Origin of the sequence: Shewanella sp. BF02_Schw, assembly GCF_014596695.2 — a bacterium.
Taxonomy (GTDB): Bacteria; Pseudomonadota; Gammaproteobacteria; order Enterobacterales; family Shewanellaceae; genus Shewanella.
The window spans coordinates 1,233,171-1,257,379 of record NZ_JABKAW020000001.1 but is presented as its reverse complement, the minus strand read 5'-3'; the positions used below and the strand labels follow the sequence as shown (position 1 = coordinate 1,257,379).

Sequence of the window (24,209 nt, the reverse complement as noted above, 5' to 3'; positions counted from 1 at the left end):
ACAGTGATAAAACAGAGTGCTAAACCAACATTATTAATTAAATTTTATGCACAACACAATTTGAGTGCCTATAATTAATTCATGTTCGACTCAGTATTTGGCATTTTAAGCTATCTTAAGATGCCACAACAGTAGCGCAAGGCTCTTAATCGAGCCCTTTCCCTAGGCCCAAAACAATTGGATAGTTTGGGCCTTTTTTTATTATTTCACCCACCAGCACGCTCTAAAATGTGCTTAAGTCATAGGTTCATGGTGGTATTTGAGTAACGTTAGCGCAATTATTTAAGCAACTGCGCTAACATTATTTTGTTTGCCTGCACAGCAGGCATATCAGAACTTTATTGCCGCGAAGTAAGCCACAAATTAGATAATTTGCTGTTAGTCTCAGGATTGAGCTAGCTGCAGATTTGATTTAGCGGCCAACTAACTTAGCGGCATCTTTAAATAAATTAAAAAAGTTATCCGTGGTGTATTGAGCTAACTCTTCGAATTTTTCACCGCGCAATTCTGCGACAAATTCGGCAACATCTCGAACATAAGCAGGCTGATTTTCTTGACCACGATGCGGCACCGGAGCTAAATAAGGTGAATCGGTTTCGACCAGTAATCGGTCTTTTGGTACTTGGCGAATAACACTGCGCAATTCACCTGCATTTTTAAACGTTACAATTCCTGAAACAGAAATATAAAAGCCTAAATCAATGGCGGCTTTGGCCATTTCCCAGTTTTCAGTAAAGCAATGCAGCACGCCACCCACTTTGTCGGCATGACCTGCTTTTAGCATATTAATGGTATCTTCACGGGCATCGCGAGTATGTACAATTAATGGTTTATTCACCTCTACAGCTAACGAAATTTGTTGTTCAAAGCACTGCTGTTGCAAGGTTTTTGTGTCATTTGAATAGAAATAATCTAAGCCTGTTTCGCCAATGGCAACCACTCTGGGATCTTCTGCAAAACGTTTAATGTCTTCAATATTCAACCCTTCTTGTACATCGAGAGGATGTACGCCAGAAGACAAAAACACATTATTAAAGGCAGACATTTTATCTCGCATGGCTTCAAAGCCTTGCTGACGAACGTTGACGCACAATAGATAGTCAACACCTTGAGCTTTGGCATTGTCCATAATGAATTGTAAACTGGCTGAGTCTGGGGCCGCTTTTAAGCGGTCAAGGTGGCAATGTGAATCAATTAGCATGGGAATTCTTTCGCAACTACATTAACAAATAAAACAGATGCGCAAGAATACCTAGCTACATAGTGCAGGTCAAATCGCTAGAGGCAAGTTCGCTTGATAATAATTTTTCAATATGATGTTTATGACTTTCAACATCAGTTTTAATTTTAACCCCAATACCCGCTGGGCGCCCACCAGATGCACCTAATGGATTAATCCATACCACTGTGCCTTTAAATTCATTTGTTTGGGTGGCATTAGGTAATCGATAAGAAATAGTAAGCTCTTGGCCTAAAAAATGACTTTCTGTAGTAGCAACGAATAAACCTGCAGGCTTAATAAAAGGCATATAAGCACGATAAAGTTTATGTAATGTATCGTAATTAACAACAAGATCGACCATAAATAATTATTTTCTTTCCATAAGCAGGTTAAAAATCAATATAAAAACGTTTTAATGGGTCAACTGTCTAAATGTGAGCACATATTGTTGACACAAGGCTGGCGCGTTCACACTCGGCATTGTTTCAAGTCTATGACACATGGTCATCACACGCCCAGCAAGTTCAATGACTTTTGATTGAACCAGTGGATTTAATGACTGACGACTCGTGTTTTCAGTTTTTAGCTTATTACTTTTTAACACATATTGGCGCAAGTACAAATACAAAACATTAAGTGCATCAACAATTTGTTGTTCAGACACCTTCAATAAACTGTTGCTTAAATGACCCGTTTGTAAACTTTGGGCCCAATCTTGGCGAAATGTCAGCAGTTGTTGATAATGCTGACTGGTTAAACTATTTGCTAACGCAAGAGGACCACCAACAACACTAAGACACCATGTAACATCATGGATTTTGCCATCGGCATTGGCTGGCGGTAACAACTGCTGCGCCGCTAACCACTGATGGATCTCGTTTTTAGTTGGCTCAACAAAATTAAGCGTTTGACAACGACTGGTAATGGTCGCTAGTAACTGGGCTGATGTATTGGTTTGCAAAATGAGTACAACATCATCGCCAGGTTCTTCAAGGGTTTTCAATAATGCATTAGCCGCTGCCAAATTTAAGCGTTCGGCATTAACGATTATAGCTACACGTGCGCCACCTTGCTGAGCCGTTTGGGTTAACGCTTGGCAGAGCTGACGAATTTGATCGACTTTAATTTGGTTGCCATCTGGTTCGATTATATATAAATCAGGATGATTACCTGCTGCCAATAACAAACAACTTTTACACTGGCCACAAGCACCAACCGGAGTGAGTTGCTGGCAAAGCACAGTTTGCGCTGCAGCCTTAGCAAGCTTATCGCCTCCTAATGCTTTATCGATGTTGAACAAATGCGCATGACTGCTTTTGCCTCGATAATGCTGGTCAACAAAACGCTGATGTGGATCGGCTAACCAAGGCAGCTGGTCAATCTGATAATCTCTCATGTCGGCACATTATCCCTTTTAATATCAATCACTGCTCACTCATAAGAGTGGATAAATGGCGTTGTAATTGTATACCAATATCATTATGCACTTGTTCCATGGATTGACTGGCATCAATCACCACAATGCTGTCATCTTCATGGGCTAATTGTAAGTAGGTTCGTCTGGCTCGCTCAAAAAAATCAATCGCTTGTTGCTCTATTCTATCAAGCTCGCCACGACTGGCTGCACGGCTTAAGCCTAACGTAGGATCAATATCCAAATATAAAGTGAGATCGGGTTTAAAACCACGTAAGCAAGCATCACTGACCGCTTTCACTAATGGCATTAACCCTCGGCCACCACCTTGATAAGCTAATGATGACAGATTGTGTCTATCGCCAAGTACCCATTGACCCGCAGACAAAGCAGGCTTAATAACATTGGCGATTAATTGTGTTCGCGCTGCATAAATAAGTAAGCATTCTGCTTCATCGCATAATGGATCTGTCTCATCGGCAATTTTAACTAAATCGCGCATTTTTTCTGCTAAAGGAGTCCCGCCCGGCTCACGAGTACACACAGGAGCCTGACCAATATGCTGCTGAATAATATCGTTAACGAGGGCTATCGCGCTTGATTTACCCGCGCCTTCTAATCCTTCGATTACAATAAACTTGCCTTGTTGTTGAGTCATTTTCTTTTTCTCTGAAATTCGTTTACGGCATTATTATGGGCTTTCAACGTAGATGAAAACACATGACTGCCATCATTACGTGAAACAAAGTACAAGTAATTTACTTTGGCTGGATTAGCGGCGGCAAATAATGATGCGCGACTTGGTGCAGCGATAGGCGTTGGCGGTAAACCATCAATTTTGTAGGTATTGAATGCCGTTGCTTCGCGTAAATCTTTACGAGTAATATTACCTTTATAACGTTCACCCATGCCATAAATTACCGTGGGGTCGGTCTGAAGACGCATGCCTTTTTTAAGTCTATTATTAAACACTGCAGACACCCAATCACGCTCTTCAGGTTTGCCCGTTTCTTTTTCAATAATAGATGCAATAATCAATAATTCGTAAGGTGATGATAAGGCTAAATCAGGATCGCGCCCTTCCCATGCTTGCGCTAAGCTTAGCTGCATCATGGTGTAGCTGCGGTTTAAAATCGTCTGTAAGTTATCATCTGCATGATAATGGAATGTTTCTGGATAGAACTTACCTTCAGGCAAACCAGAAGTATCACCATTTTGTAATAACACTTGATTAAAGTCGTCGGTATTCTTTGCCAAATGCTCAGTAGTGGACAATGTTTGCTGCCACTCGGTAATAGTTTTACCTTCAATTAAGGTGATGCTAAAAACCACTTGTTGGCCTAAATATAATCGCTTTAATAACGCTTCTAATGTATCGCCAGGGATCATTTGATACAGACCGGTTTTTATATGAGCAAGCTTAGGTTCAAGTTTGACCAGATATTTAACTTTCCAGCTATCGGTAATCAATGATTGTTGTTCTAGTTGTTGCGCAAGCTTAATCACACTGGTGCCAGGTTCAACCGTTAACGTTTGAATTTCAGTTAACTGTAGTGGCTGTTTTTGGTAAGCGATTAAGCCAGAGACAAGCCAATATCCTCCAAGACAAACGACTGTAAATAGAGGAATAAGACTGGCTAAAAAAAAGGTTTTTATGGTTTTAATCATGATGATAAATTCACACTCAAAATGTGCCTGAATCGCGATGTTTGCGTCCAACGGCTAAATTGAAAATCGTCAATGGCAGTTACATCAACAATGCCAAATAAACTGTTTGTTATAAATATATTGTCCGCTGCCTGAATATCACCAAGTGTTAATTGTGTAGCCATAACAGATAAGCCCTGACAGAGTAGAGTATCAATTAATGTCTCACGCATAACACCACTTACGCCCGCATGGGTTATTGCTGGGGTAAACACATGACCATTTTTGACCACAAAAATATTGGCCATGGATGACTCTATCACATTACCGTCACAGTCAAACACTAACCAATCTTGATGAGTACTAGGCAGCGGCTGTGACTTTATGAGCACCTGTTCCAATCGATTAAGGTGTTTTATTCCAGCCAGAAGTGGTTGCCTGCCAAGACATATGGGTGATGATGCTAGCGAGATACCACTTTGCTGCCAATCAAGATAATGCTCAGGAATTGGATGCACTGACACGACTTCTGTAACGTTTACGCTCAAAGGAGCCTGATAACCACGGCCACCTACTCCACGCGTCAGCAATAGCTTTATACAATGTTGTGGGTATTGTTGGGCGAGTAGGATCAATTGTTGTATTAATAAGTCGCTTGGATGCCACTGAATACTTAGGCGCTCGCAACTTTGCTGCAAACGAGAAATATGCCCGTCAAGGAATAGGATCCCTGCGGGCATATCAGCTGATGCTGTGCGCATGGTTGCGAACACACCATCACCATAAGCAACACCACGATCAAATGGATTTATGAGTCCGTTTTCAACGTGATTAACCCAAACTGGTGCCATTATTTATCCTGGCTGATCCGGCTTGCCACAGCCTCTTGTTGATCTTTGTACTTCGAGCTTTTACGCGTGTTATATGGACGAGCAACCGCAGAGCTTAAGCGCTCGAAATTAAGCGCACCAATCGTCATACCAGGGCGAAGAGCCAACGGCAATTTGCCACTGTTAAAAAACTCAAGTACGATTTTACCTTGCCAACCGGGATCAATACGATGTGCGGTCACATGTACCATCAACCCTAAACGGGCAAGTGATGAGCGACCATCTAACCAACCTACAACATCTGCAGGTAAGGTCACACTTTCATAGGTTACCGCTAATGCTAATTCGCCAGGATGAAGGAAAAAAGCTTGATCATCAGCAATTTCAATTTTATCGCTCATGATCCGATCAAGTGCTATTTGCATTTCTGCACTAGGGCCACTTAAATCGATGTAAGGTGCAGTATGGTCTTTAAATACACGAAATTGGCTGCCTAAACGTACATCCACGCTCACTCCCGAAATGGCTTCAATACCAGGACGAGGATCGATAATAATGGTGCCATTATCTAAACATTGCTCAATTTCTATATCGGTTAAACGCATGCTGCACTCTCTTCTAGATAAGGCTACTTCGCCAATAAATGCTGAATTCTAGCTTTTAAAATATCAGTTGCGATACGGTTTTTACCGCCCCGTGGAACGATAATATCGGCATATTGTTTTGACGGCTCAATAAACTGTAAAAACATCGGGCGTACGGTTCGTTTATATTGTGAAATAACCGATTCCATTGTTCTGCCACGTTCAGCAACATCACGAGTTAACCGACGTAAAAAGCAAATATCTAATGGCGTATCCATAAACACACTGGCATCCATTAAGTCACGTAATTTAGGATTGGTTAATAATAGAATGCCTTCTAAGATAATCACTTTTTTAGGCTGCATGGTCAACGTGTCGCTAATACGAGTATGCTCAGTATAGCTGTAACATGGAATGCTAACTGGCTCACCTTGTTTAAGCTGAGATAAATGAGACGCTAATAACTGATGGTCTAACGCTTTTGGATGGTCGTAATTAGTTTTGACACGATCTTCCATCGTCAAATGGCTTTGATCATGATAATAAGCATCCTCATTGATCACACCAATTTGATTTGTTCCTAAATCACGACACAATTCTTCAAAAATTGTTTTAGCAATTAAACTTTTACCTGAAGCCGACGCACCGGCAATCCCAATAATGACACACTGCTGAGAATTCATCTCTTAACCTTACTCGTCTTCTGATATGCTAATTTTTACGGTTGATTGTACTTGTTGAAGTGCTAATTCTGCCCCTAGTTTGCGGGCAATTTCGCGATATATCCCTGACACTTCACTTTCTGGTTCGCTCATCACGCTCGGCGTACCATTGTCCATTGATTCACGAATATTGATGTGTAATGGCAGTGAGCCTAATAATGGTACGTTATAACGTTCCGCTATTTGACTACCACCATGAGTACCAAATGGGTGTTCTTTATGGCCACATTCAGGACAAAGATGAAAACTCATGTTCTCGATAATCCCAAGTACTGGAATGTTGACCTTGTTGAACATGGTGATGCCTTTCTTGGCATCCGCTAAAGCAATATCTTGCGGCGTTGTCACTATCACCGCACCGCTAACCGGTACTTTTTGCGATAATGTCAGTTGAATATCACCAGTTCCTGGTGGCATATCGACGATTAAATAGTCTAATTCAGGCCACTGCGTTTCGTTAAGTAACTGTGCTAAAGCACCTGCGGCCATAGGACCACGCCAAACTGCAGCTTCATCACCACTTAGCATAAAGCCAATTGATTGCGCAGAAATGCCATGCACCAATGCAGGTGTCATGTGCTTTCCATCTGGCGATTGTGGACGAAAATTAGGAATGCCCAACATCAATGGAATAGACGGGCCATAAATGTCGGCATCTAAAATACCCACTTCGGCGCCTTCAGCTTTTAACGCTAATGCGAGGTTTACTGCGGTGGTTGATTTACCCACACCGCCTTTACCAGAAGCCACAGCAATAACTTGTTTTACATTAGGAATAGGTGCAATGGCTGGCAGCGCTGAATAAACCCGTGGTTGGAAATCAATTTCACATTCCACTTCATCAATGGCGTCAAGAACAGCCAATTTATTGGTTATTGCCATCACGGTGTCACGGTATTGTGTCATACACGGATAAGGATAAACTAAGCCTAATTGTAGGCGTTTTCCTTCTATCGACAATGCTGTAACACATCCTGCACTGACCAAACCTTTATGCAAATAAGGATCTTCAAATGCTTCTAAAATATCTAACACTGGTGACAATAATTCATCACTTAATTGATAATTTGTATGCGTATTGACCAAAACGGCAGCTCCGAACCAGAAATTTGCACAAGTGTATCAGAACTTGGTAAAAAAATAGCGACTAATAAGCCTTTTTAAGTCATGTTTTGGTGAAAAAAGTCTGCTAATCAGTTAGTATCAGGCAATATTTTTGGTGTAATTTGATATCGAGACAAAATGACAAAATCACAGCGTAAAATACTGGTCACAAGTGCCCTTCCTTATGCCAATGGCCCAATCCATCTAGGCCACATGCTTGAATATATCCAAACGGATATTTGGTCACGTTTTCAAAAGTTACGTGGACATGAATGCCACTACATTTGTGCCGACGATGCTCACGGCACGCCGATTATGCTTAAAGCACAGCAAATGGGCATTACGCCAGAAGAAATGATTGCCCAAGTGCAAAAAGAGCACCAGCAAGATTTCGCGGATTTCAATATCCAGTTTGATAACTTTCACAGTACTCACAGCGACGAAAACCGCATTTTGGCCAGTGATATTTATCTAAAGCTCCGTGATCGCGGTTACATCAAAACCAAAACCATTTCACAATTATATGACCCTGAAAAGTTAATGTTCTTGCCTGACCGTTTTGTTAAAGGCACCTGCCCAAAATGTAAGTCTGAAGATCAATACGGTGATAACTGTGACAACTGTGGTGCAACTTATAGTACAACCGATCTGATAAATCCTAAATCGGCAGTCTCTGGTGCTACACCAATAATGAAAGATACCGAACACTTCTTTTTCGACCTGCCAGCATTTGAAGGCATGTTAAAAGAGTGGATTCAATCAGGTTCATTGCAACAAGAAATGGCCAACAAGCTTAACGAATGGTTTGAACAAGGCCTAAAGCAATGGGACATCTCTCGTGATGCACCCTACTTTGGTTTTGAAATCCCTGATGCTCCCGGTAAATTTTTCTATGTTTGGTTAGATGCACCTATCGGTTATATGGGCTCATTTAAAAACCTATGTGACAAGCGTGATGATTTAAACTTTGACGATTTTTGGAGTTTAGACTCTACCGCTGAGGTGTATCACTTCATCGGTAAAGACATTGTTTATTTCCACAGTTTATTCTGGCCAGCAATGCTTGAAGGCGCTGGCATTCGTAAACCGACCAGTGTTTATGCTCACGGCTATGTCACGGTAAACGGTTCAAAAATGTCTAAGTCTAAAGGCACGTTTATTAAAGCGCGTACTTATTTAGATAATTTAGATCCGGAATACCTACGTTATTATTACGCGGCTAAATTAAATAGTCGTATTGATGATTTGGATTTAAATTTAGAAGATTTCGCTCAACGAGTTAACTCAGATTTAGTCGGTAAATTAGTTAACCTTGCTTCACGAACGGCAGGTTTTATCGGCAAACGTTTTGACGGAAAGTTAGCCAAGGTAACCGACAGTAGCTTAACCGACATATTCTTAGCCAAAAGCGAAGTGATTGCCGAATTATATGAAACTCGCGAATTTGGCAAAGCGATGCGTGAAATCATGGCATTAGCTGATATTGCTAACGCCTATGTTGCCGACGCAGCACCTTGGCAATTAGTTAAGCAAGACGATAAACAAGATGAAGCACATCAAGTTTGCAGTAATGCATTAAACTTATTCAGAATCTTGGTCACTTACCTCAAGCCTGTATTACCAAAACTGGCCGGTGATGTTGAAGGTTTTTTACAGTTAACCTTAACGTGGGACAATTTGGGCCAAGATTTATCAGGTCATGAAATAGCGCCATTTAAAGCATTAATGCAGCGTATCGAACCCAAAAGCATTGAAGCTATCATCGATGCCTCTAAAGAGAACTTGCAAGCCAGTAATACGGACGCACCTAAAACCGATGCGCCGACACAAGCCGTTAATCAATTAGAGCAAGATCCTATCAGCCCAGAAATAAGCTTTGAAGATTTCGCAAAAATTGACTTACGGATTGCGCGTATCAGCAAAGCGGAACATATCGAGAAAGCCAATAAATTACTGCGTCTTGAATTAGATTTAGGCGGCGAAACCAAACAAGTATTTGCGGGTATTAAATCTGCTTATGCTCCTGAAGATTTGGTTGGCAAACTCACCGTGATGGTGGCAAACCTTGCCCCACGTACAATGAAGTTTGGTGATTCAGAAGGTATGGTATTAGCTGCAGGTCCTGGCGGTAAAGATCTGTTTATACTAGAACCCCATGAAGGTGCTCAACCTGGCATGCGCGTTAAGTAACTGTTAAATACATAGAAAAAAAGACCGCCTTGGCGGTCTTTTCAACAGAAACACATCCAGAAAAACACTACCAGTGATTAAGTGATTAAGTGATTAAGTGATTAAGTGATTAATCTACAAGTATAAAGTAGTGCATTAATGATTAGAATTAACATCAACATCTGATTTTGGCTTTGCATTAACTTCGTTCTGGATATCTACATCTTGTTGGTGAGTGGCATTATCTTCATCCATTGCCTGCTTTAATCGCTCTTCATATAACATAAACAGTTTAATAAAATCGTTACCAAAACGCTCACCCACTGATTCTTTCAACCACATATCGTATAAACGTTTAGAGGCTTCTTTTTCAACCCGCTTATAGGTTGCCTTTCGTCTCAACACATATTCTTCCGAATGACCTAATAACTGTAACGATGACAAGCTGAGCTCAAGAGCTGAATGATGCGTTTCCGACTCGACCGCGTCAGCGCCAGCCTCTTTTAATAAATGCCCATGACCACGGTCAAATGCTCTAGCAACAATCTTAAGTTTAGGGTAGGTATGATGTAAGTATTTAACTAACTCCACACTACTTTCTCTATTATCGATGGCCACCACAAAAAGCGAAGCTTGTTCAATACCAGCAGTTTTTAATAAATCTGGACGAGTCGCATCACCGAAATAGGCCTTAGTATTAATGCGCCTGATAGCGTCGACCTGTGAAACCTGATAATCGAGCACTACGGTTTTAATATTATTCGAAATTAAAAAGCGATTTACCACCTGGCCAAAACGGCCAATACCCGCAATAATCACCGTGCCCTCATCATCAATATTATCCTGTTCACGCTGATTTTTTTTCACTTGAAAGCGTGGATAAATCACTTTATCGAATAATATAAATAACCCTGGGGTTAAAAACATCGATAACGCGACTACGATAGATAAAGTCTGCGCCAGATCAGTTGGAATAACATGCTGTTGAACACTGAAACTCAGTAATACAAAACCAAACTCCCCCGCTTGAGCCAGACATAACGCAAACAACCAACGATCACTGCCCTTAATCCTAAAAATCAACGCTAATAAATACAGCACAAGTGCTTTAATCAGCATAACACTTAAGGTGATTGCAATTATTTCACCAAAATCAGCAAATAGAACCGTAAAGTCGATTCCAGCGCCAACAGTGATAAAAAACAATCCCAATAATAAGCCTTTAAACGGACCAATATTGGCTTCAAGCTCATGCTTAAATTCACTGTTTGCCAGTACAACGCCTGCTAAAAAGGTGCCTAATGCGGGTGATATACCCACTAAACTCATTAATGCCGCAATGCCGATGACCAACATCAGTGCTGCTGCGGTGGAGATTTCACGAGCACCTGATTCGGCGACCATTTTAAATAATGGCCTACTGAGATAGTGACCACCTAACACCACAGCCCCAATAGCTAATACCAGTACAATGGCATATGCCCAACCAGGTAATGAGGCCACTAGGCTTAACTGCTCGTGTTGTTCACTCATACTACTAACTGCAGCTTGGGCTTTCTCAACTAACTCAGGTAAGGCTAATAACGGAATAAAGGCCAACATGGGGATGACCGCGATGTCTTGAAACAACAATACCGAAAATGCGTTCTTTCCGGCGTGGGTTTTATTGAGGCGTTTTTCAGATAAGGTCTGCAACACAATTGCGGTAGAGGATAGTGAAAAAATTAATCCTATCGTTAATGCAATACTCAGTTGGTAGCCCGCATAAATTGCACAAGCCATTACCACCACAACCGAACCCACAACTTGTAAGCCACCAAGCCCCAGTAAACGATTACGCATCGCCCACAACATTTTGGGTTCCAGTTCTAAGCCAACCAAAAATAGCATCATCACCACACCAAATTCGGCGAAGTGTTGAATGGTATTGGTTTCACTGCCCACTAAACCAACAATAGGACCAATGACCACACCCGCAATCAAATATCCCAACACGGAACCCAAGCCTAATTTATTCGCTAACGGAACAGCAATGACTGCAGCGGTGAGATAAATAAAAGCCTGTAAAAAGTACTCTGTCATTGGGGGTCCTTATCGGGTAAATAATTAATATCGACTTTTACACTGCAATTACAAGTGCAAGTACAAGTGCGGGCCAATATTTAGCGATGTATTTTAATCCACTACACTGGGTTAACGATATCAATAAAATGATGGGTTAAATCAAACTTACTGGCTAAATGCTGCCCTAATGCCTGAATACCAAATTGTTCAGTAGCATGATGTCCTGCAGCAAAATAATGCAGCCCTTGCTCCATTGCTGCATGATAAGTACGTTCTGACACTTCACCGCTTATAAACGCATCTACCCCCATTTGGGCTGCATAATCAATATAGTCTTGAGCACCACCAGTACACCAAGCCAAGGTTGAAATAGGCTTGCTGTTATCACCAATATGTAATGGTGCACGTTTAAGTACCTTAGTCAGTAATTGACTCAATTCGCTGGCGCTTAAAGGATGCTCTAAATGACCATGCCAGAGTAAGTCTTGTGCTACTGGTTCATATACTCGAGGACTAATAATCCCTAACTGGTAAGCTAGTTGGGCATTATTTCCAATACCGTGATGGGCATCAAGCGGTAAATGGTAGCCGAATAAACTCATATCATGGTCCATTAATGCCTTAATTCGGCGATACTTCATCCCAGTGATAATTTCTGGCTCGTTTTTCCAAAAAAAACCGTGATGAACAAGAATAGCATCAGCATTAACGGCCGCCGCTTGCTCAATTAATGCTTGGCATGCTGTTACGCCTGTCACAATCGTGCGGATATCAGACTTACCTTCAACTTGTAAGCCATTAGGAGCATAGTCTTTAAAGGCTGACACGTTTAAAAAACTGTCTAAATATGTCCCTAACGTTTGACGAGTAATGGTAGAGGAGCCTTGATGATGTGTTGACATAATATTTTCCTAACAAAATGGATAGAAGCCTCTGAAGCCAACTCAGAAGATAATGGGCCGTTTATCACTTACAATCCGTTGTTAAATTGCAAGCGAATCAGCCACTGAGTTGTACGATTTTTTAGGGATTTAACTAGGGGCTGTTGATCTTTGTTTGAATTTTGTGCGAAGAAGGTAATCTCGTATAATTCACTTCGCCAAAAACAAATACAACGAGATTACCATGCCCCGATTAATGCTCACTGATGAGATGTGGTCGAAGCTAAAAGCTATTCTGCTTGATGATAGAGTTTATAACAAGCAAGAGCATCGATTTACGATGGAAGGGATCCTTTACCGATTGCGTGTCGGCTGCCCTTGGCGAGATTTACCTGAATATTTTGGCTTATGGAATACCATTTACCGTCGTTTTTTACTGTGGTCAAGAAAAGGTATTTTACTCAGGCTGTTCAAAACATTATCGACTAATAGTGATACTGAATGGGAATTTATTGATGGAAGTTATGTAAAAGCACATCAACACAGTTCAGGTGCATCATCTGATGAAAATCAAGCAATTGGGCTAAGTCGTGGTGGTAATACAAGCAAAATCCATCTCGCGGTAGATAGCTATGGTTTACCGATAGAATTCATTGTTACAGGTGGAGAAGTTCATGATAGTAAAGCAGCTAATGCCCTTATTGAACTGTTGCCACAAAGTCATTTTATTATTGCAGACAAAGGCTACGACAGTGAAGCGATTAGAGATAAAGTGCGTGAATGTGGTTCAAAGCCAGTGATCCCTAGAAGACAAAATTCGAAGCAAGGAAATGGCGATATCGATTGGTGTTTATACAAATATCGGCATTTAGTTGAAAATGCTTTTGCTCGGCTTAAGCATTTTAGAGCGATAGCGACCCGCTATGATAAATTGAAAATTAATTTTGAAAGCCTGCTGGCTCTAGCTTGCTCTATAATTTGGCTGCCAATGTGAAAGATCAACAGCCCCTAATTAACCTCTGCTCAGAATAATAAACGGTATCGTGCTAATTTTAGCTTATTTATTCAATACCTTCACTAGAGATGAGTTTAATAATTCAATGTAACTCACTGTCGAATATTTCAACAACAGCAGTCATAAACGCTGATAAATCGGACTTTATGAGGGATAAACCGACAATTACAGCCACTAATTGGACTTTTGTAGCCTTCACACATTAAAATTAGTAACAACCTTCATTTAACATGATAACAAATAGGTTATTAACTATGACAACATTGACTAAAGAAGAGGTCATCGGCCAACTACAAATGGCTCTTGAAAAGCAGTCTGGACAAGCAGTTTCTATTGAACAAGCTGGCAGCTGGTACAAAATTGACGGCGGTAAATCAGTGCGCTTTAGCGAACTTGAATCCATGCATGCACAACTAACTGCATCGTCAGTAAAAAAAGCACCGACTGCGCGCCAAGCAGCTATTAAGCCTGCTGCAAGGTTAACGGCAAAAACTGCAGCGAAAAAACAACCGAGTAAAAAAGTGCAATCAAACTCAGGCGGATTAACGCCTAAGCAGTTGTGGCGTAAAAAACTCGAAAACACAACCGGTAATCAAACCTTGCCGCGTGGATTTTAATCTCTATTAGCAACAACAGATCAAACAGTATTGTTAGCAAATATTGACCACAGTGTGTAAACAAAAGGAGCCTAGGCTCCTTTTGTTTTAGTTGCATTTTCACATCGAGAATAATTACATCGAGAATAAATACATCGAGAATAATTACATCGCGAATAAATACATCGAGAATATTTACATCGCTAAGTCGACCCTGACATAACCGGTTAAGTAAACCACCCTAACCTCATCTCCGGCAGTAAAACTCATACCCGGATCCGCATCTTGGATCACCATAACTTGGCTACCATCTTCTTGCTTTATCATTAGTTCAACTAACTTAGTTTCAAGATAATATTGTTGGTTACCGTGCTGACTGCCAATGCCACCGCCAATCAACGCCCCCAAAACAGTGGCAACATCTTTACCTGAACCGCCACCAAATTGATGACCGATGACACCACCGATTAATGCACCGCCAAAGGTTTTCCAACCGCTTCGACTGTCTTCTACTAGCTGTTTCTCTGTCACATGCTTCACAGATTCAATGTGGCCGTATAACACTTTTTCAACTGGAACGGCTTGATTACGTTCGTAAGCAGCTTGGCTTTGACCACAAAACAAACAAATAGTCAGCAATACTGCAAAAAAACTCTTCACACTTACAGTTATGATTTTAAACATGGCCATTTTCCGCTAAGTTAACGATAAGGTATTACAAATAATATACTCAATTGTGAACTCACTGTCTTATTTAAATCAATCCATCGGCTTCCCGCCGCCAGAGCAAGCTCTTACTGATCCGAATGGTCTATTAGCCATCGGAGGAGACTTACGGCCAGACCGCCTAGCACAAGCCTATTACCAAGGTATTTTCCCTTGGTTTAACGCTAATGACCCCATTTTGTGGTGGTCTCCCGATCCTCGAGCGGTGTTCACACCAAGCCATCCTTTTGGCAGTAAAAGCTTAATTAAATTTCTTAAAAAGTCTTCATGGCGCTTTACCATTAATCATGCATTTTTAGATGTTGTTGCCGGTTGTGCTGGGCCCCGTAACACCCAAGATGGCACTTGGATTTCGGCCGAAATACAAATGGCCTACTATGAACTGCATCTCCAAGGGCGTGCTCATTCTATTGAAGTATGGGATGGCGAACAGCTAGTGGGCGGATTGTATGGTATTCCGGTGGGCGGTATTTTTTGCGGTGAATCGATGTTTCATCGTCAAACAAATGCATCAAAAGCAGCCTTTGCTATACTGAATCAACACTTGGTGAAACACGATTTCCAATTGATTGATGCGCAAGTAATGAATCCTCACTTAGTTAGCCTTGGGGCTAAAGCCTTACCTAGAAGCGAGTTTTTAACGGTGCTTCATCAGTACAGAGATCGTACAACTTCAGCGTCAATGTGGAACAAACAAGAGGTGTTTATTGAATTCTAAATCTGTCAGCGTTGGAATAAGCCAGCCTTTTGATTGCAATTATATTGAAGGTAATAAAGAGCAATTGCTGGTGATCCAAGAGCCGCAAATAGACGCCGCGCTGTTTGAACAACTGCTGACGATGGGCTTTCGTCGTAACGGCAATGCTATTTACAAACCTCGTTGTCCCTCCTGCCAAGCTTGTCAGTCTATTAGATTGAATGTTAATGATTTTATATTATCTAAACGCCAAAAAAGAACCTTAAAAAACAACCAAGATTTGCATTGGAAAGTCACTCATACCTCACGGCCAGAGCACTATGATTTGTATCAACGTTATATCAATGAACGTCACAACGATGGGCCAATGTTTCCTGCATCGCCAACCCAATATGATGATTTTTTATTATCAGATTGGTTACCGCCGATGTTTATTGAGGTGTTTGATCAAGAGCGATTAATTGGGGTAGCCGTAACCGATGAAATGATGAGCAGCTTCTCAGCAATTTACAGTTATTTTGATCCTGATTATGCCGACCGTTCATTAGGCTCGCTGATGATTTTAATCCAATGCCAATTAGCAAAATCATTGGGTAAACGTTTTTTATATTTAGGCTATCAAATTGATCAAAATCGGAAAATGAGCTACAAACGTCAATACCGTCCGTATCAAATTTTAACAGCACTCGGTTGGCAAGTTGGTGAAAATCTTACGGCTCTTTCTCGTTAACGCCCTTTACAGTTCAGTGTTTTTGGGGCATGATACGCCCGATTTTTTCATATTTGAAGGCTAATGGGATAACTAATTAATGGCGAAAGAAGACAACATTGAAATGCAGGGCACTATCCTTGAGACCTTGCCAAATACAATGTTCCGCGTAGAGCTTGAAAATGGACATGTGGTGATAGCCCACATCTCTGGCAAAATGCGCAAAAACTACATCCGTATTTTAACGGGTGACAAAGTCACTGTACAGTTGACTCCTTATGACCTATCAAAAGGTCGTATCGTCTTCCGCGCACGTTAATCGCTAGCCTCAACAATGTAAAAACCGACTGCCTGTCGGTTTTTTTGTTGTTATACCAAACTGCATAAATAAAGTGTATTCAACGTAAAGCAACACGCATCAAACAAGACGAATGTTCAACGTAATGGGTATCCCTTTATCAGAGCATTCAACCAGGCATCGCGATGGTTGTAATCCGTTTTGCAGAAGCACCTCATACGATCCACTACTATGTTTATTGATTTAAAAAGGGAATACCCATTTTGCTATCAATACCCATTGAATTGAACAGTAAGAAATGCTTTGAGTTGAAGGCTTATTTATAAGTTACGGTATTGGGCGCAATTAACATACATAAAAAAAGATGACCCATGGGTCATCTTTTTTAATGGCATATTTTCAAGTATATGGATTGATTCCTACGAGACTTTTTCTAACGACTCGCAATCGATATTGATCTCACCTTCTTTAACGTCAATATGCGCAATACCACCCCTTTCAAGCACACCAAACAGAATCTCATCCGCTAACGGACGTTTAATCAATTCAGTGACGACACGTGACATTGGGCGTGCGCCCATCGACTTGTCATAACCTTTCTCTGCAAGCAAGGTTCGCGCTTCATCACTAACATCTAGCGTGACACGCTTATCATCTAGCTGTGCCTGAAGCTCAACTAAGAACTTATCAACCACTTTGGCGATAACGGTCATATCCAAATGATTAAACCATACAATTGAATCTAAGCGATTACGGAACTCAGGTGAAAAGACTTTATTGATTTCAGCTAAGGCATCTTGAGTGTGATCTTGCTGTCTAAAACCAATCGATTTACGAATAGTTTCTTGTACGCCAGCGTTGGTGGTCATCACTAAGGTGACATTTCTGAAATCTGCTTTGCGACCATTGTTGTCGGTCAAAGTACCGTGATCCATCACTTGCAGTAACAAGTTGAATACATCAGGATGCGCCTTTTCAATTTCATCAAGTAGCACCACACAATGCGGATTTTTAATCACAGCATCGGTTAACATACCACCTTGGTCATAACCCACATAACCTGGAGGCGCCCCGATTAAACGTGACACGGTATGACGTTCCATGTACTCAGACATATCAAAGCGAATCAGTTTAAGGTTAAGACAATTAGCTAATTGATTAGTGACTTCTGTTTTACCTACCCCAGTCGGGCCTGCAAACATGAAGCTGCCTACTGGCTTTTTCTCAGAACCTAAACCGCTGCGCGATAAGCGTATAGCAGCACTAAGGCTCTCAATCGCTTTGTCTTGACCAAATACCACCATCTTAAGGTTACGTTCAAGGTTACGTAACATATCCTTGTCAGTCGACGATACCGACTTCTCAGGAATACGCGCCAACTTAGCAATAATGGCCTCTATTTCCGCTTGACCAATGGTCTTCTTACGTTTGCTTTGCGGCATCATCACCATGCGCGCACCGGCTTCGTCAATCACATCAATCGCTTTATCAGGTAAATGACGATCGTTTATGTGTTTGGCCGATAAAATAGCCGCACTGCTGATGGCAGCTTGGGTATAACGCACCCCATGGTATTCTTCGTACTTAGATTTAAGTCCCATCAAAATTTTGGTGGTTTCGGCAACTGAAGGCTCATTAATATCAATCTTTTGGAAGCGACGCGCTAAAGCACGGTCTTTCTCGAAAATGCTTTGATATTCTTGGAATGTGGTTGAGCCCATGCAACGTAACTTACCACTCGATAATAATGGTTTAAGTAAGTTAGATGCATCCATCACACCGCCAGAAGCGGCACCAGCACCAATAATGGTATGAATTTCATCAATAAACAAAATGGCATGCTCATCAGCAGCGAGTTCTTTTAATAAGCTTTTAAAACGCTTTTCAAAATCACCACGGTATTTAGTGCCCGCTAATAATGAGCCTAAATCTAACGAATACACCGTTGCATTGGCCATAACATCAGGCACTTGCTTATTGACAATACGATAAGCTAAACCTTCAGCAATAGCCGTTTTCCCCACCCCAGCTTCACCCACTAGTAATGGGTTATTCTTACGGCGACGGCACAATGTTTGAATAGCACGTTCAATTTCAGCATCACGGCCAATTAATGGATCGATACTGCCGTCTTGGGCTAATTGATTTAAATTAGCAGCAAACTGCGCCAACATGCTGCGGTCTTCTGGATTTTCAGATTGTTCGTCAATGCGTTCTTGATCTTGTGGTTCGCCAGAATCATCTTCTTTTGACATGCCATGAGAAATAAAATTAACCACATCTAAACGGGTAATATCACAACGACGCAGTAAATACACTGCTTGCGATTCTTGTTCACTAAAAATAGCGACGAGTACATTGGCACCAGAAACTTCGTTACGACCAGACGATTGCACATGGAATACAGCTCGTTGCAAAACACGTTGAAATCCCAAAGTGGGTTGGGTTTCACGTTCTTCAGTTGATTCTGCAATAATGGGCGTGGTTTGTTGAATAAAATTAGCCACTTCTTCTCGTAAACGATTAACATCCGCCCCACAAGCAATTAATGCTTCGTAGGCAGAAGGATTATCAATCAGCGCTAATAATAAATGTTCTACCGTCATGTATTCATGACGTGAATCTCTAGCTTGCTGAAACGCTAGGTTCAAGGTGACTTCCAGGTCTTTGTTCAGCATAAGCACCCCCTAAATTTAACCACAGACTGTGAGATATCGATTTTATACTTTCTCTAACGTACACAGTAACGGATGTTGGTTTTCTCTTGCAAACTGATTTACTTGAAAAACTTTTGTTTCTGCAATCCCAAATGGAAATACACCACACAATCCTTTGCCTTGGTTATGGATCGCTAACATAATATCTACAGCTTGCTGTTCATTTTTCTCAAAAAAACGTTGTAATACTTCTACCACAAAGTCCATCGGGGTGTAATCATCATTGTTTAGCACCACTTTATACATATGGGGTGGTTGTAGTTCAGATTCAACCTTTCCTTCAATATGTTCTACATTGCCTAATTTAGCCATTGTTTAATTCTAGCCTCTCGTTTGGTTCCCGACCACTTGATATCGTTAAATTAATTAAATGTTGTTTTTTTGTTAATTACTACTTGACATATTTTCGTACAAATTTCATTCTGTTTGTTAGGCGGCGAATACTAGACCGCTGGATAATAAGTTTTACTATCTTACTGGTAAGTAGACAACAGAAGGAAGTGGAAGTATGGCAAACGGAACTGTTAAATGGTTCAACAACGCCAAAGGATTCGGGTTTATTTGCCCTGATCAGGGTGGCGAAGATGTATTTGCGCACTATTCAACTATCGAAATGGAAGGTTATCGTACCTTAAAAGCAGGTCAACCTGTGTGCTTCGAAGTTGAAGAAGGCCCCAAAGGAATGCATGCTTCAGCCATCTCGCCAACAATCTAATTGGTGAGACTATAAAACAAAAAGACAGGGATTTTAATCCCTGTCTTTTTTATTGCCTAAAAAAACATCAACTCAATCAATTTAATACACCTTCAATTGAAGATGTATTCATTAACAGAATAACTCACACCTAGTTAGGAGAGTTTTTGTGCAGATTAACCAATTACAAACTGGTTTAATGTTGCACTAGGGCGCATTGCTTGTTCGGCTTTAGCTGCATCTAAACGGTAATAACCACCCAAATCAACTGCTGGGCCTTGTGCACCGTTCAATTCAGCAAGAATAACCGTTTCATTTGCAGCCAATGACTTAGCTAGAGGTGCAAAGTGTGCAGCAAGCTCTGCATCAGCCGTTTGCTCAGTTAATGCTTGTGCCCAATACATCGCTAGGTAGAAGTGACTACCGCGGTTATCAAGTTCACCTACACGACGTGATGGTGATTTATTGGTATCAAGGAATACACCAATTGCCACATCTAAGGTGTCTGCTAATACTTGTGCCTTAGGATTATTGGTCGTTTGGCTTAAATGCTCTAAAGACGCAGCAAGTGCTAAAAACTCACCTAATGAATCCCAACGTAAGTGACCTTCTTTTTCGACTTGTTGCACGTGCTTAGGCGCTGAACCACCGGCACCTGTTTCAAATAAGCCACCGCCATTCATTAACGGCACGATAGACAACATTTTAGCACTGGTACCCAGTTCAAGAATTGGGAATAAATCGGTTAAGTAGTCACGTAACACGTTACCCGTTACCGAAATAGTGTCTTCACCTTTGATGATGCGCTCTAGCGTAAAGCGAGTTGCATCCTCTGGCGTCATTATTTGAATGTCTAAACCAGCAGTATCTTGCTCAGCTAGATATTGAGTCACTTTCTTAATTAACTCAGCATCATGAGCACGGTTGCTGTCTAACCAGAATACCGCAGGCGTATTGCTTAAACGTGCACGCTTAACGGCTAGTTTTACCCAGTCGCGAATTGGCGCATCTTTCACTTGGCACATGCGATAAATGTCGCCAGCTTCAACGTCATGGCTCATTAACACATCACCGGCTTGGTTAATCACATTAACCGTACCAGCAGCTTTAATTTCAAAGGTTTTATCGTGGCTGCCGTATTCTTCTGCTTTTTGAGCCATTAAGCCCACGTTAGGTACGCTGCCCATAGTTGTTGGATCAAATGCACCGTGCTTTTTACAGAACGAAATTGTTTCTTGATAAACACCAGCGTAACAACGATCTGGGATCATTGCTTTGGTGTCTTGTAACTGGCCATCAGGACCCCACATTTTCCCCGAAGAACGGATAGCTGCAGGCATTGATGCATCAATAATGATGTCACTAGGTACGTGTAAGTTAGTGATACCTTTATCAGAATCAACCATCGCAAGTGCTGGACGAGCGGCATAAACAGCAGCAATATCTGCTTCAATTTCGTTACGTTTAGCTTCTGGTAACGTGCTAATTTTGGCATAAACATCACCAAAACCATTGTTTACATCAACGCCTAGTTCAGCAAATAATTTACCGTGCTTATCGAACACATCTTTAAAGAACACTTTAACGGCAAGACCAAATAATATTGGGTCAGACACTTTCATCATGGTCGCTTTAAGGTGTAAAGATAGCAAAACATCTTCAGATTTTGCCGCTTCGATTTCACGAGCATAAAAATCCACTAACGCTTTTTTGCTCATCACTGATGAGTCAATAATTTCGTCCGCTAATAACGCTAAGCCGCTTTTCAATACAACGTCTTTGCCGTCTTGTTGAGTCAACACGATATTGACTTTATCAGCTACCGCTAGAGTGACAGACTGCTCACTGCCATAGAAGTCACCTTCGTTCATATGAGCAACGTGAGACTTAGAGTCGCTGGCCCATTTACCCATTGAATGTGGGTTTTTCTTGGCGTAGTTTTTCACTGACGTTGGTGCACGACGATCTGAGTTACCTTCACGTAATACTGGGTTTACCGCGCTACCTTTAATTTTATCATAACGCGATTGAGCTTCAACTTCTGCGTCATTTTTAGGCTCATCAGGATAGTTAGGAATGTCATAACCTTTTGCTTGAAGTTCAGCAATACAGGCTTTTAACTGCGGAATTGATGCACTAACGTTAGGTAATTTAATGATGTTAGCTTCTGGCTTATTAGCCAATTCGCCTAATTCGGTTAGCGCATCAGCAATTTTTTGCTCTGCGGTTAACTTTTCAGGGAAGTTAGCAATAACACGACCTGACAAAGAGATATCGCGCGTTTCAACTTTTACGCCAGCAGCGTTAGTGAAAGTGCGGATAATCGGTAATAAAGACAGCGTGGCAAGTGCCGGTGCTTCGTCGGTTTCTGTGTATATGATCGTTGGAGTGTTATCTTTCATTTTGTTTCCTACATTATTGTAAATTTATAATTTATTAGAATAAATTGCGTAAGCATTTGACGGGCTTTGGTGGATAACACTCGCACAAGTTAACCGTGGTCAGCGACCATGGCACACTTTTTTATAAGCCAAGTATGTGAAATCCCCTATCCCTTTATTATTATATTTTGTTCTCAAACCTCTGAGATTTAGCGGTTAAAGCCGATATCTCAGAATGATAAATTAGGTACAGATCACAATTTTTAGGCGGACATCATAGATCATTCTTAGTAATTTTCAAATTCCACTAAGGGCGAATACGCAGTAAACTACCATAAATAGATTTATATTCGTTCACTTTTCACTCACTTGTATTAGCAAAGGATGTTAACCATACCTTTATGTCAAAAATCGGTAAATTCAGTCAATTTAAAAAAACATCTACTTACAGAACTGGCGCGTCTACAAAACCAGTTAATTCAGAGGCAACAAGTGCGACAGCCAATCGTGGCAGGGCAAAATCGCGACCGCCACAAAAACCACGGCCTGAAAATCCCGTCATCGTATTATTTAACAAGCCATTTGACGTGTTGTGCCAATTTACCGATGAAGCAGGCCGACAAACATTAAAAGACTTTATTCCAGTAGCCGATGTTTACGCAGCAGGACGTTTAGACCGTGATAGTGAAGGTTTGCTATTGCTTACCAACGACGGACAATTGCAGGCAAAGCTTACCCAGCCATCGCAAAAAACCTTTAAAACCTATTGGGTTCAAGTGGAAGGAGAACCATCAGATGAGGCAATCAATGCCTTATGTAATGGGGTTGAATTAAAAGACGGCATGACATTACCGGCTAAAGTTTGCGTAATGACATCTCCTGATATTTGGCCAAGAACCCCGCCGGTGCGAGAGCGTAAAGCCATTCCAACAACCTGGCTGGAAGTGCAAATTTGTGAAGGTCGAAATCGCCAAGTCAGAAGAATGACCGCACATGTAGGTCACCCAACCTTAAGATTAATCCGTTATAAAATAGGTCAATGGTGTCTAGATGATTTACCAAATGGTGAATACAAAGTGATCAGCACGGCAATGTAATCGCTGGCAGACGCTTTATACAAGAGGGAAATATGACTGAGCGCTATAAACCTAATACTACTGTAGCTTGCGTGATCCACTGCCAAGGTAAATTTTTATTGGTTGAAGAATGCATCAACGGTGAGGTTAAATTTAACCAGCCAGCGGGGCATTTAGAAGCCAATGAATCGATTATTGCAGCATGCGCTCGTGAAATTATTGAAGAAACGGGACTTGAGCTGACACCACAAGCCTTAGTAGGGATCTATCAATTTCGGGCAGCTACAGATTTAGCCTTTGTTCGTTATACATTTTGTATTGAGCTGGCCGAGCAACAACACGCCACACCCGGTGATAATGCCATTACCGCTACCCATTGGCTTAATCTTGCAGACATTATCGCCCTTGGCAACCAGCTTCGTAGCCCATTAGTGCTAAAAAGTATTGAAGATTTTTTACAACAAACGGATAAAAACCATTCCGCACAGCACACGCCGTTATCGTTGCTCAATGTCGATTATTTTTAATGGCTTGTATTAGGCTATTTGTATGTGCCTCAAGATAGCCCATTAAGCGAATGCGTGATAGAATACGCGCCGCACAAATGTCGTATTAATTGGCCGTTTACCAATTAATCTCTTCGATATGTGCAACTATAATCTC

Annotated in this window: 24 protein-coding genes; 9 read left to right on the top strand and 15 right to left on the bottom strand. The window is 41.3% G+C overall.

All coding sequences use genetic code 11. From position 1 onward, the window contains the following. Window positions 1–412: 412 nt before the first annotated feature. From HNW13_RS05700 to apbC, 9 genes are read right to left on the bottom strand one after another with little or no spacing between them, the layout of a single operon-like run. Complete coding sequence (locus HNW13_RS05700) at window positions 413–1,201, bottom strand: YchF/TatD family DNA exonuclease (protein WP_192115047.1); 789 nt, start codon at window positions 1,199–1,201, stop codon at window positions 413–415. Window positions 1,202–1,256: 55 nt separating this feature from the next. Then, window positions 1,257–1,583 (bottom strand): PilZ domain-containing protein, encoded by a 327-nt coding sequence (locus HNW13_RS05695; protein ID WP_182743898.1) that lies wholly within the window; start codon window positions 1,581–1,583, stop codon window positions 1,257–1,259. Between the two features lie 51 nt (window positions 1,584–1,634). After that, the gene (gene holB, locus HNW13_RS05690; RefSeq protein WP_192115048.1) at window positions 1,635–2,618 is read right to left on the bottom strand and encodes a DNA polymerase III subunit delta'; all 984 of its coding nucleotides are present in this window, start codon (window positions 2,616–2,618) and stop codon (window positions 1,635–1,637) included. A 28-nt stretch (window positions 2,619–2,646) separates the two neighbouring features. Beyond that, a complete protein-coding gene (gene tmk / locus HNW13_RS05685) occupies window positions 2,647–3,294 on the bottom strand; it encodes a dTMP kinase (protein ID WP_192115049.1) in 648 nt (215 codons plus the stop codon). Then, window positions 3,291–4,304 (bottom strand): endolytic transglycosylase MltG, encoded by a 1,014-nt coding sequence (gene mltG / locus HNW13_RS05680; RefSeq protein WP_011637697.1) that lies wholly within the window; start codon window positions 4,302–4,304, stop codon window positions 3,291–3,293. The genes tmk and mltG overlap by 4 nt, the downstream gene beginning before the upstream one ends. Continuing rightward, window positions 4,301–5,134 carry an aminodeoxychorismate lyase gene (pabC, locus tag HNW13_RS05675; protein ID WP_192115050.1) on the bottom strand — a complete coding sequence of 278 codons (834 nt, stop codon included), beginning with the start codon at window positions 5,132–5,134 and terminating at the stop codon, window positions 4,301–4,303. The genes mltG and pabC overlap by 4 nt, the downstream gene beginning before the upstream one ends. Continuing rightward, window positions 5,134–5,718, bottom strand: a complete 585-nt coding sequence (gene dcd / locus HNW13_RS05670) for a dCTP deaminase (protein WP_101086970.1) — start codon at window positions 5,716–5,718, stop codon at window positions 5,134–5,136. Before dcd ends, pabC begins: the two co-directional genes overlap by 1 nt. Before the next feature lie 23 nt (window positions 5,719–5,741). Beyond that, complete coding sequence (gene udk / locus HNW13_RS05665) at window positions 5,742–6,380, bottom strand: uridine kinase (RefSeq protein WP_101086969.1); 639 nt, start codon at window positions 6,378–6,380, stop codon at window positions 5,742–5,744. Window positions 6,381–6,389: 9 nt separating this feature from the next. Continuing rightward, window positions 6,390–7,505 (bottom strand): iron-sulfur cluster carrier protein ApbC, encoded by a 1,116-nt coding sequence (apbC, locus tag HNW13_RS05660; RefSeq protein ID WP_101086968.1) that lies wholly within the window; start codon window positions 7,503–7,505, stop codon window positions 6,390–6,392. Window positions 7,506–7,661: 156 nt separating this feature from the next. On the opposite strand from apbC, the gene metG reads away from it, so the two are divergent. Next, on the top strand, window positions 7,662–9,713 hold the full coding sequence (gene metG / locus HNW13_RS05655) for a methionine--tRNA ligase (RefSeq protein ID WP_101086967.1): 2,052 nt from the start codon (window positions 7,662–7,664) through the stop codon (window positions 9,711–9,713). 135 nt (window positions 9,714–9,848) lie between these two features. Here the strand turns inward: metG and HNW13_RS05650 are convergent, their stop codons facing one another. Both HNW13_RS05650 and HNW13_RS05645 read right to left on the bottom strand, forming a co-directional pair. Next, a complete protein-coding gene (locus HNW13_RS05650) occupies window positions 9,849–11,774 on the bottom strand; it encodes a monovalent cation:proton antiporter-2 (CPA2) family protein (protein ID WP_162023294.1) in 1,926 nt (641 codons plus the stop codon). A 101-nt stretch (window positions 11,775–11,875) separates the two neighbouring features. Then, on the bottom strand, window positions 11,876–12,628 hold the full coding sequence (locus tag HNW13_RS05645; RefSeq protein WP_347813079.1) for a Nif3-like dinuclear metal center hexameric protein: 753 nt from the start codon (window positions 12,626–12,628) through the stop codon (window positions 11,876–11,878). 253 nt (window positions 12,629–12,881) lie between these two features. Between HNW13_RS05645 and HNW13_RS05640 the strand changes: the two genes are divergently transcribed. Next, window positions 12,882–13,631, top strand: coding sequence for an IS5 family transposase (locus HNW13_RS05640; protein WP_124011573.1), 750 nt, complete (start codon window positions 12,882–12,884; stop codon window positions 13,629–13,631). Between the two features lie 275 nt (window positions 13,632–13,906). Beyond that, on the top strand, window positions 13,907–14,269 hold the full coding sequence (locus HNW13_RS05635; RefSeq protein WP_192115052.1) for a hypothetical protein: 363 nt from the start codon (window positions 13,907–13,909) through the stop codon (window positions 14,267–14,269). A 174-nt stretch (window positions 14,270–14,443) separates the two neighbouring features. Here HNW13_RS05635 and HNW13_RS05630 read toward each other — a convergent pair whose 3' ends face one another. Then, on the bottom strand, window positions 14,444–14,938 hold the full coding sequence (locus HNW13_RS05630) for a glycine zipper 2TM domain-containing protein (RefSeq protein WP_101086963.1): 495 nt from the start codon (window positions 14,936–14,938) through the stop codon (window positions 14,444–14,446). A 46-nt stretch (window positions 14,939–14,984) separates the two neighbouring features. Between HNW13_RS05630 and aat the strand changes: the two genes are divergently transcribed. The 3 genes from aat to infA all read left to right on the top strand — a co-directional run bounded on the left by aat (window position 14,985) and on the right by infA (window position 16,699). Then, on the top strand, window positions 14,985–15,692 hold the full coding sequence (gene aat, locus HNW13_RS05625; RefSeq protein WP_101086962.1) for a leucyl/phenylalanyl-tRNA--protein transferase: 708 nt from the start codon (window positions 14,985–14,987) through the stop codon (window positions 15,690–15,692). After that, window positions 15,682–16,401: an arginyltransferase gene (locus HNW13_RS05620; protein WP_162023297.1), complete on the top strand. Its 720-nt coding sequence runs from the start codon at window positions 15,682–15,684 to the stop codon at window positions 16,399–16,401. The genes aat and HNW13_RS05620 overlap by 11 nt, the downstream gene beginning before the upstream one ends. A gap of 79 nt (window positions 16,402–16,480) precedes the next feature. Then, window positions 16,481–16,699 (top strand): translation initiation factor IF-1, encoded by a 219-nt coding sequence (gene infA, locus HNW13_RS05615; protein WP_011496276.1) that lies wholly within the window; start codon window positions 16,481–16,483, stop codon window positions 16,697–16,699. 398 nt (window positions 16,700–17,097) lie between these two features. Here infA and clpA read toward each other — a convergent pair whose 3' ends face one another. Together clpA and clpS are read right to left on the bottom strand one after the other, a co-directional pair. Then, a complete protein-coding gene (gene clpA / locus HNW13_RS05610; RefSeq protein ID WP_101086960.1) occupies window positions 17,098–19,356 on the bottom strand; it encodes an ATP-dependent Clp protease ATP-binding subunit ClpA in 2,259 nt (752 codons plus the stop codon). A gap of 42 nt (window positions 19,357–19,398) precedes the next feature. Further along, on the bottom strand, window positions 19,399–19,707 hold the full coding sequence (gene clpS / locus HNW13_RS05605) for an ATP-dependent Clp protease adapter ClpS (protein ID WP_101086959.1): 309 nt from the start codon (window positions 19,705–19,707) through the stop codon (window positions 19,399–19,401). Between the two features lie 196 nt (window positions 19,708–19,903). On the opposite strand from clpS, the gene cspD reads away from it, so the two are divergent. Next, the gene (gene cspD, locus HNW13_RS05600; protein WP_011637711.1) at window positions 19,904–20,110 is read left to right on the top strand and encodes a cold shock domain-containing protein CspD; all 207 of its coding nucleotides are present in this window, start codon (window positions 19,904–19,906) and stop codon (window positions 20,108–20,110) included. A 155-nt stretch (window positions 20,111–20,265) separates the two neighbouring features. Here the strand turns inward: cspD and HNW13_RS05595 are convergent, their stop codons facing one another. Continuing rightward, on the bottom strand, window positions 20,266–22,491 hold the full coding sequence (locus tag HNW13_RS05595) for an NADP-dependent isocitrate dehydrogenase (RefSeq protein WP_192115053.1): 2,226 nt from the start codon (window positions 22,489–22,491) through the stop codon (window positions 20,266–20,268). Between the two features lie 380 nt (window positions 22,492–22,871). Between HNW13_RS05595 and HNW13_RS05590 the strand changes: the two genes are divergently transcribed. Both HNW13_RS05590 and HNW13_RS05585 read left to right on the top strand, forming a co-directional pair. Further along, entirely contained in the window at window positions 22,872–23,567 is a 696-nt protein-coding gene (locus HNW13_RS05590; protein ID WP_101086957.1) for a pseudouridine synthase, read from the top strand. 32 nt (window positions 23,568–23,599) lie between these two features. Then, window positions 23,600–24,073, top strand: a complete 474-nt coding sequence (locus tag HNW13_RS05585; RefSeq protein ID WP_192115054.1) for an NUDIX hydrolase — start codon at window positions 23,600–23,602, stop codon at window positions 24,071–24,073. Window positions 24,074–24,209 lie beyond the last annotated feature (136 nt).

What these genes read in the sequence shown, in the direction of transcription:
- HNW13_RS05700 (WP_192115047.1), bottom strand. Translation starts at nt 1,201, where the DNA reads ATGCTAATTGATTCACATTGCCACCTTGACCGCTTAAAAGCGGCCCCA.
- HNW13_RS05695 (WP_182743898.1), bottom strand. Translation starts at nt 1,583, where the DNA reads ATGGTCGATCTTGTTGTTAATTACGATACATTACATAAACTTTATCGT.
- holB (WP_192115048.1), bottom strand. Translation starts at nt 2,618, where the DNA reads ATGAGAGATTATCAGATTGACCAGCTGCCTTGGTTAGCCGATCCACAT.
- tmk (WP_192115049.1), bottom strand. Translation starts at nt 3,294, where the DNA reads ATGACTCAACAACAAGGCAAGTTTATTGTAATCGAAGGATTAGAAGGC.
- mltG (WP_011637697.1), bottom strand. Translation starts at nt 4,304, where the DNA reads ATGATTAAAACCATAAAAACCTTTTTTTTAGCCAGTCTTATTCCTCTA.
- pabC (WP_192115050.1), bottom strand. Translation starts at nt 5,134, where the DNA reads ATGGCACCAGTTTGGGTTAATCACGTTGAAAACGGACTCATAAATCCA.
- dcd (WP_101086970.1), bottom strand. Translation starts at nt 5,718, where the DNA reads ATGCGTTTAACCGATATAGAAATTGAGCAATGTTTAGATAATGGCACC.
- udk (WP_101086969.1), bottom strand. Translation starts at nt 6,380, where the DNA reads ATGAATTCTCAGCAGTGTGTCATTATTGGGATTGCCGGTGCGTCGGCT.
- metG (WP_101086967.1), top strand. Translation starts at nt 7,662, where the DNA reads ATGACAAAATCACAGCGTAAAATACTGGTCACAAGTGCCCTTCCTTAT.
- HNW13_RS05650 (WP_162023294.1), bottom strand. Translation starts at nt 11,774, where the DNA reads ATGACAGAGTACTTTTTACAGGCTTTTATTTATCTCACCGCTGCAGTC.
- HNW13_RS05640 (WP_124011573.1), top strand. Translation starts at nt 12,882, where the DNA reads ATGCCCCGATTAATGCTCACTGATGAGATGTGGTCGAAGCTAAAAGCT.
- HNW13_RS05635 (WP_192115052.1), top strand. Translation starts at nt 13,907, where the DNA reads ATGACAACATTGACTAAAGAAGAGGTCATCGGCCAACTACAAATGGCT.
- HNW13_RS05630 (WP_101086963.1), bottom strand. Translation starts at nt 14,938, where the DNA reads ATGGCCATGTTTAAAATCATAACTGTAAGTGTGAAGAGTTTTTTTGCA.
- infA (WP_011496276.1), top strand. Translation starts at nt 16,481, where the DNA reads ATGGCGAAAGAAGACAACATTGAAATGCAGGGCACTATCCTTGAGACC.
- clpA (WP_101086960.1), bottom strand. Translation starts at nt 19,356, where the DNA reads ATGCTGAACAAAGACCTGGAAGTCACCTTGAACCTAGCGTTTCAGCAA.
- clpS (WP_101086959.1), bottom strand. Translation starts at nt 19,707, where the DNA reads ATGGCTAAATTAGGCAATGTAGAACATATTGAAGGAAAGGTTGAATCT.
- cspD (WP_011637711.1), top strand. Translation starts at nt 19,904, where the DNA reads ATGGCAAACGGAACTGTTAAATGGTTCAACAACGCCAAAGGATTCGGG.
- HNW13_RS05595 (WP_192115053.1), bottom strand. Translation starts at nt 22,491, where the DNA reads ATGAAAGATAACACTCCAACGATCATATACACAGAAACCGACGAAGCA.
- HNW13_RS05590 (WP_101086957.1), top strand. Translation starts at nt 22,872, where the DNA reads ATGTCAAAAATCGGTAAATTCAGTCAATTTAAAAAAACATCTACTTAC.
- HNW13_RS05585 (WP_192115054.1), top strand. Translation starts at nt 23,600, where the DNA reads ATGACTGAGCGCTATAAACCTAATACTACTGTAGCTTGCGTGATCCAC.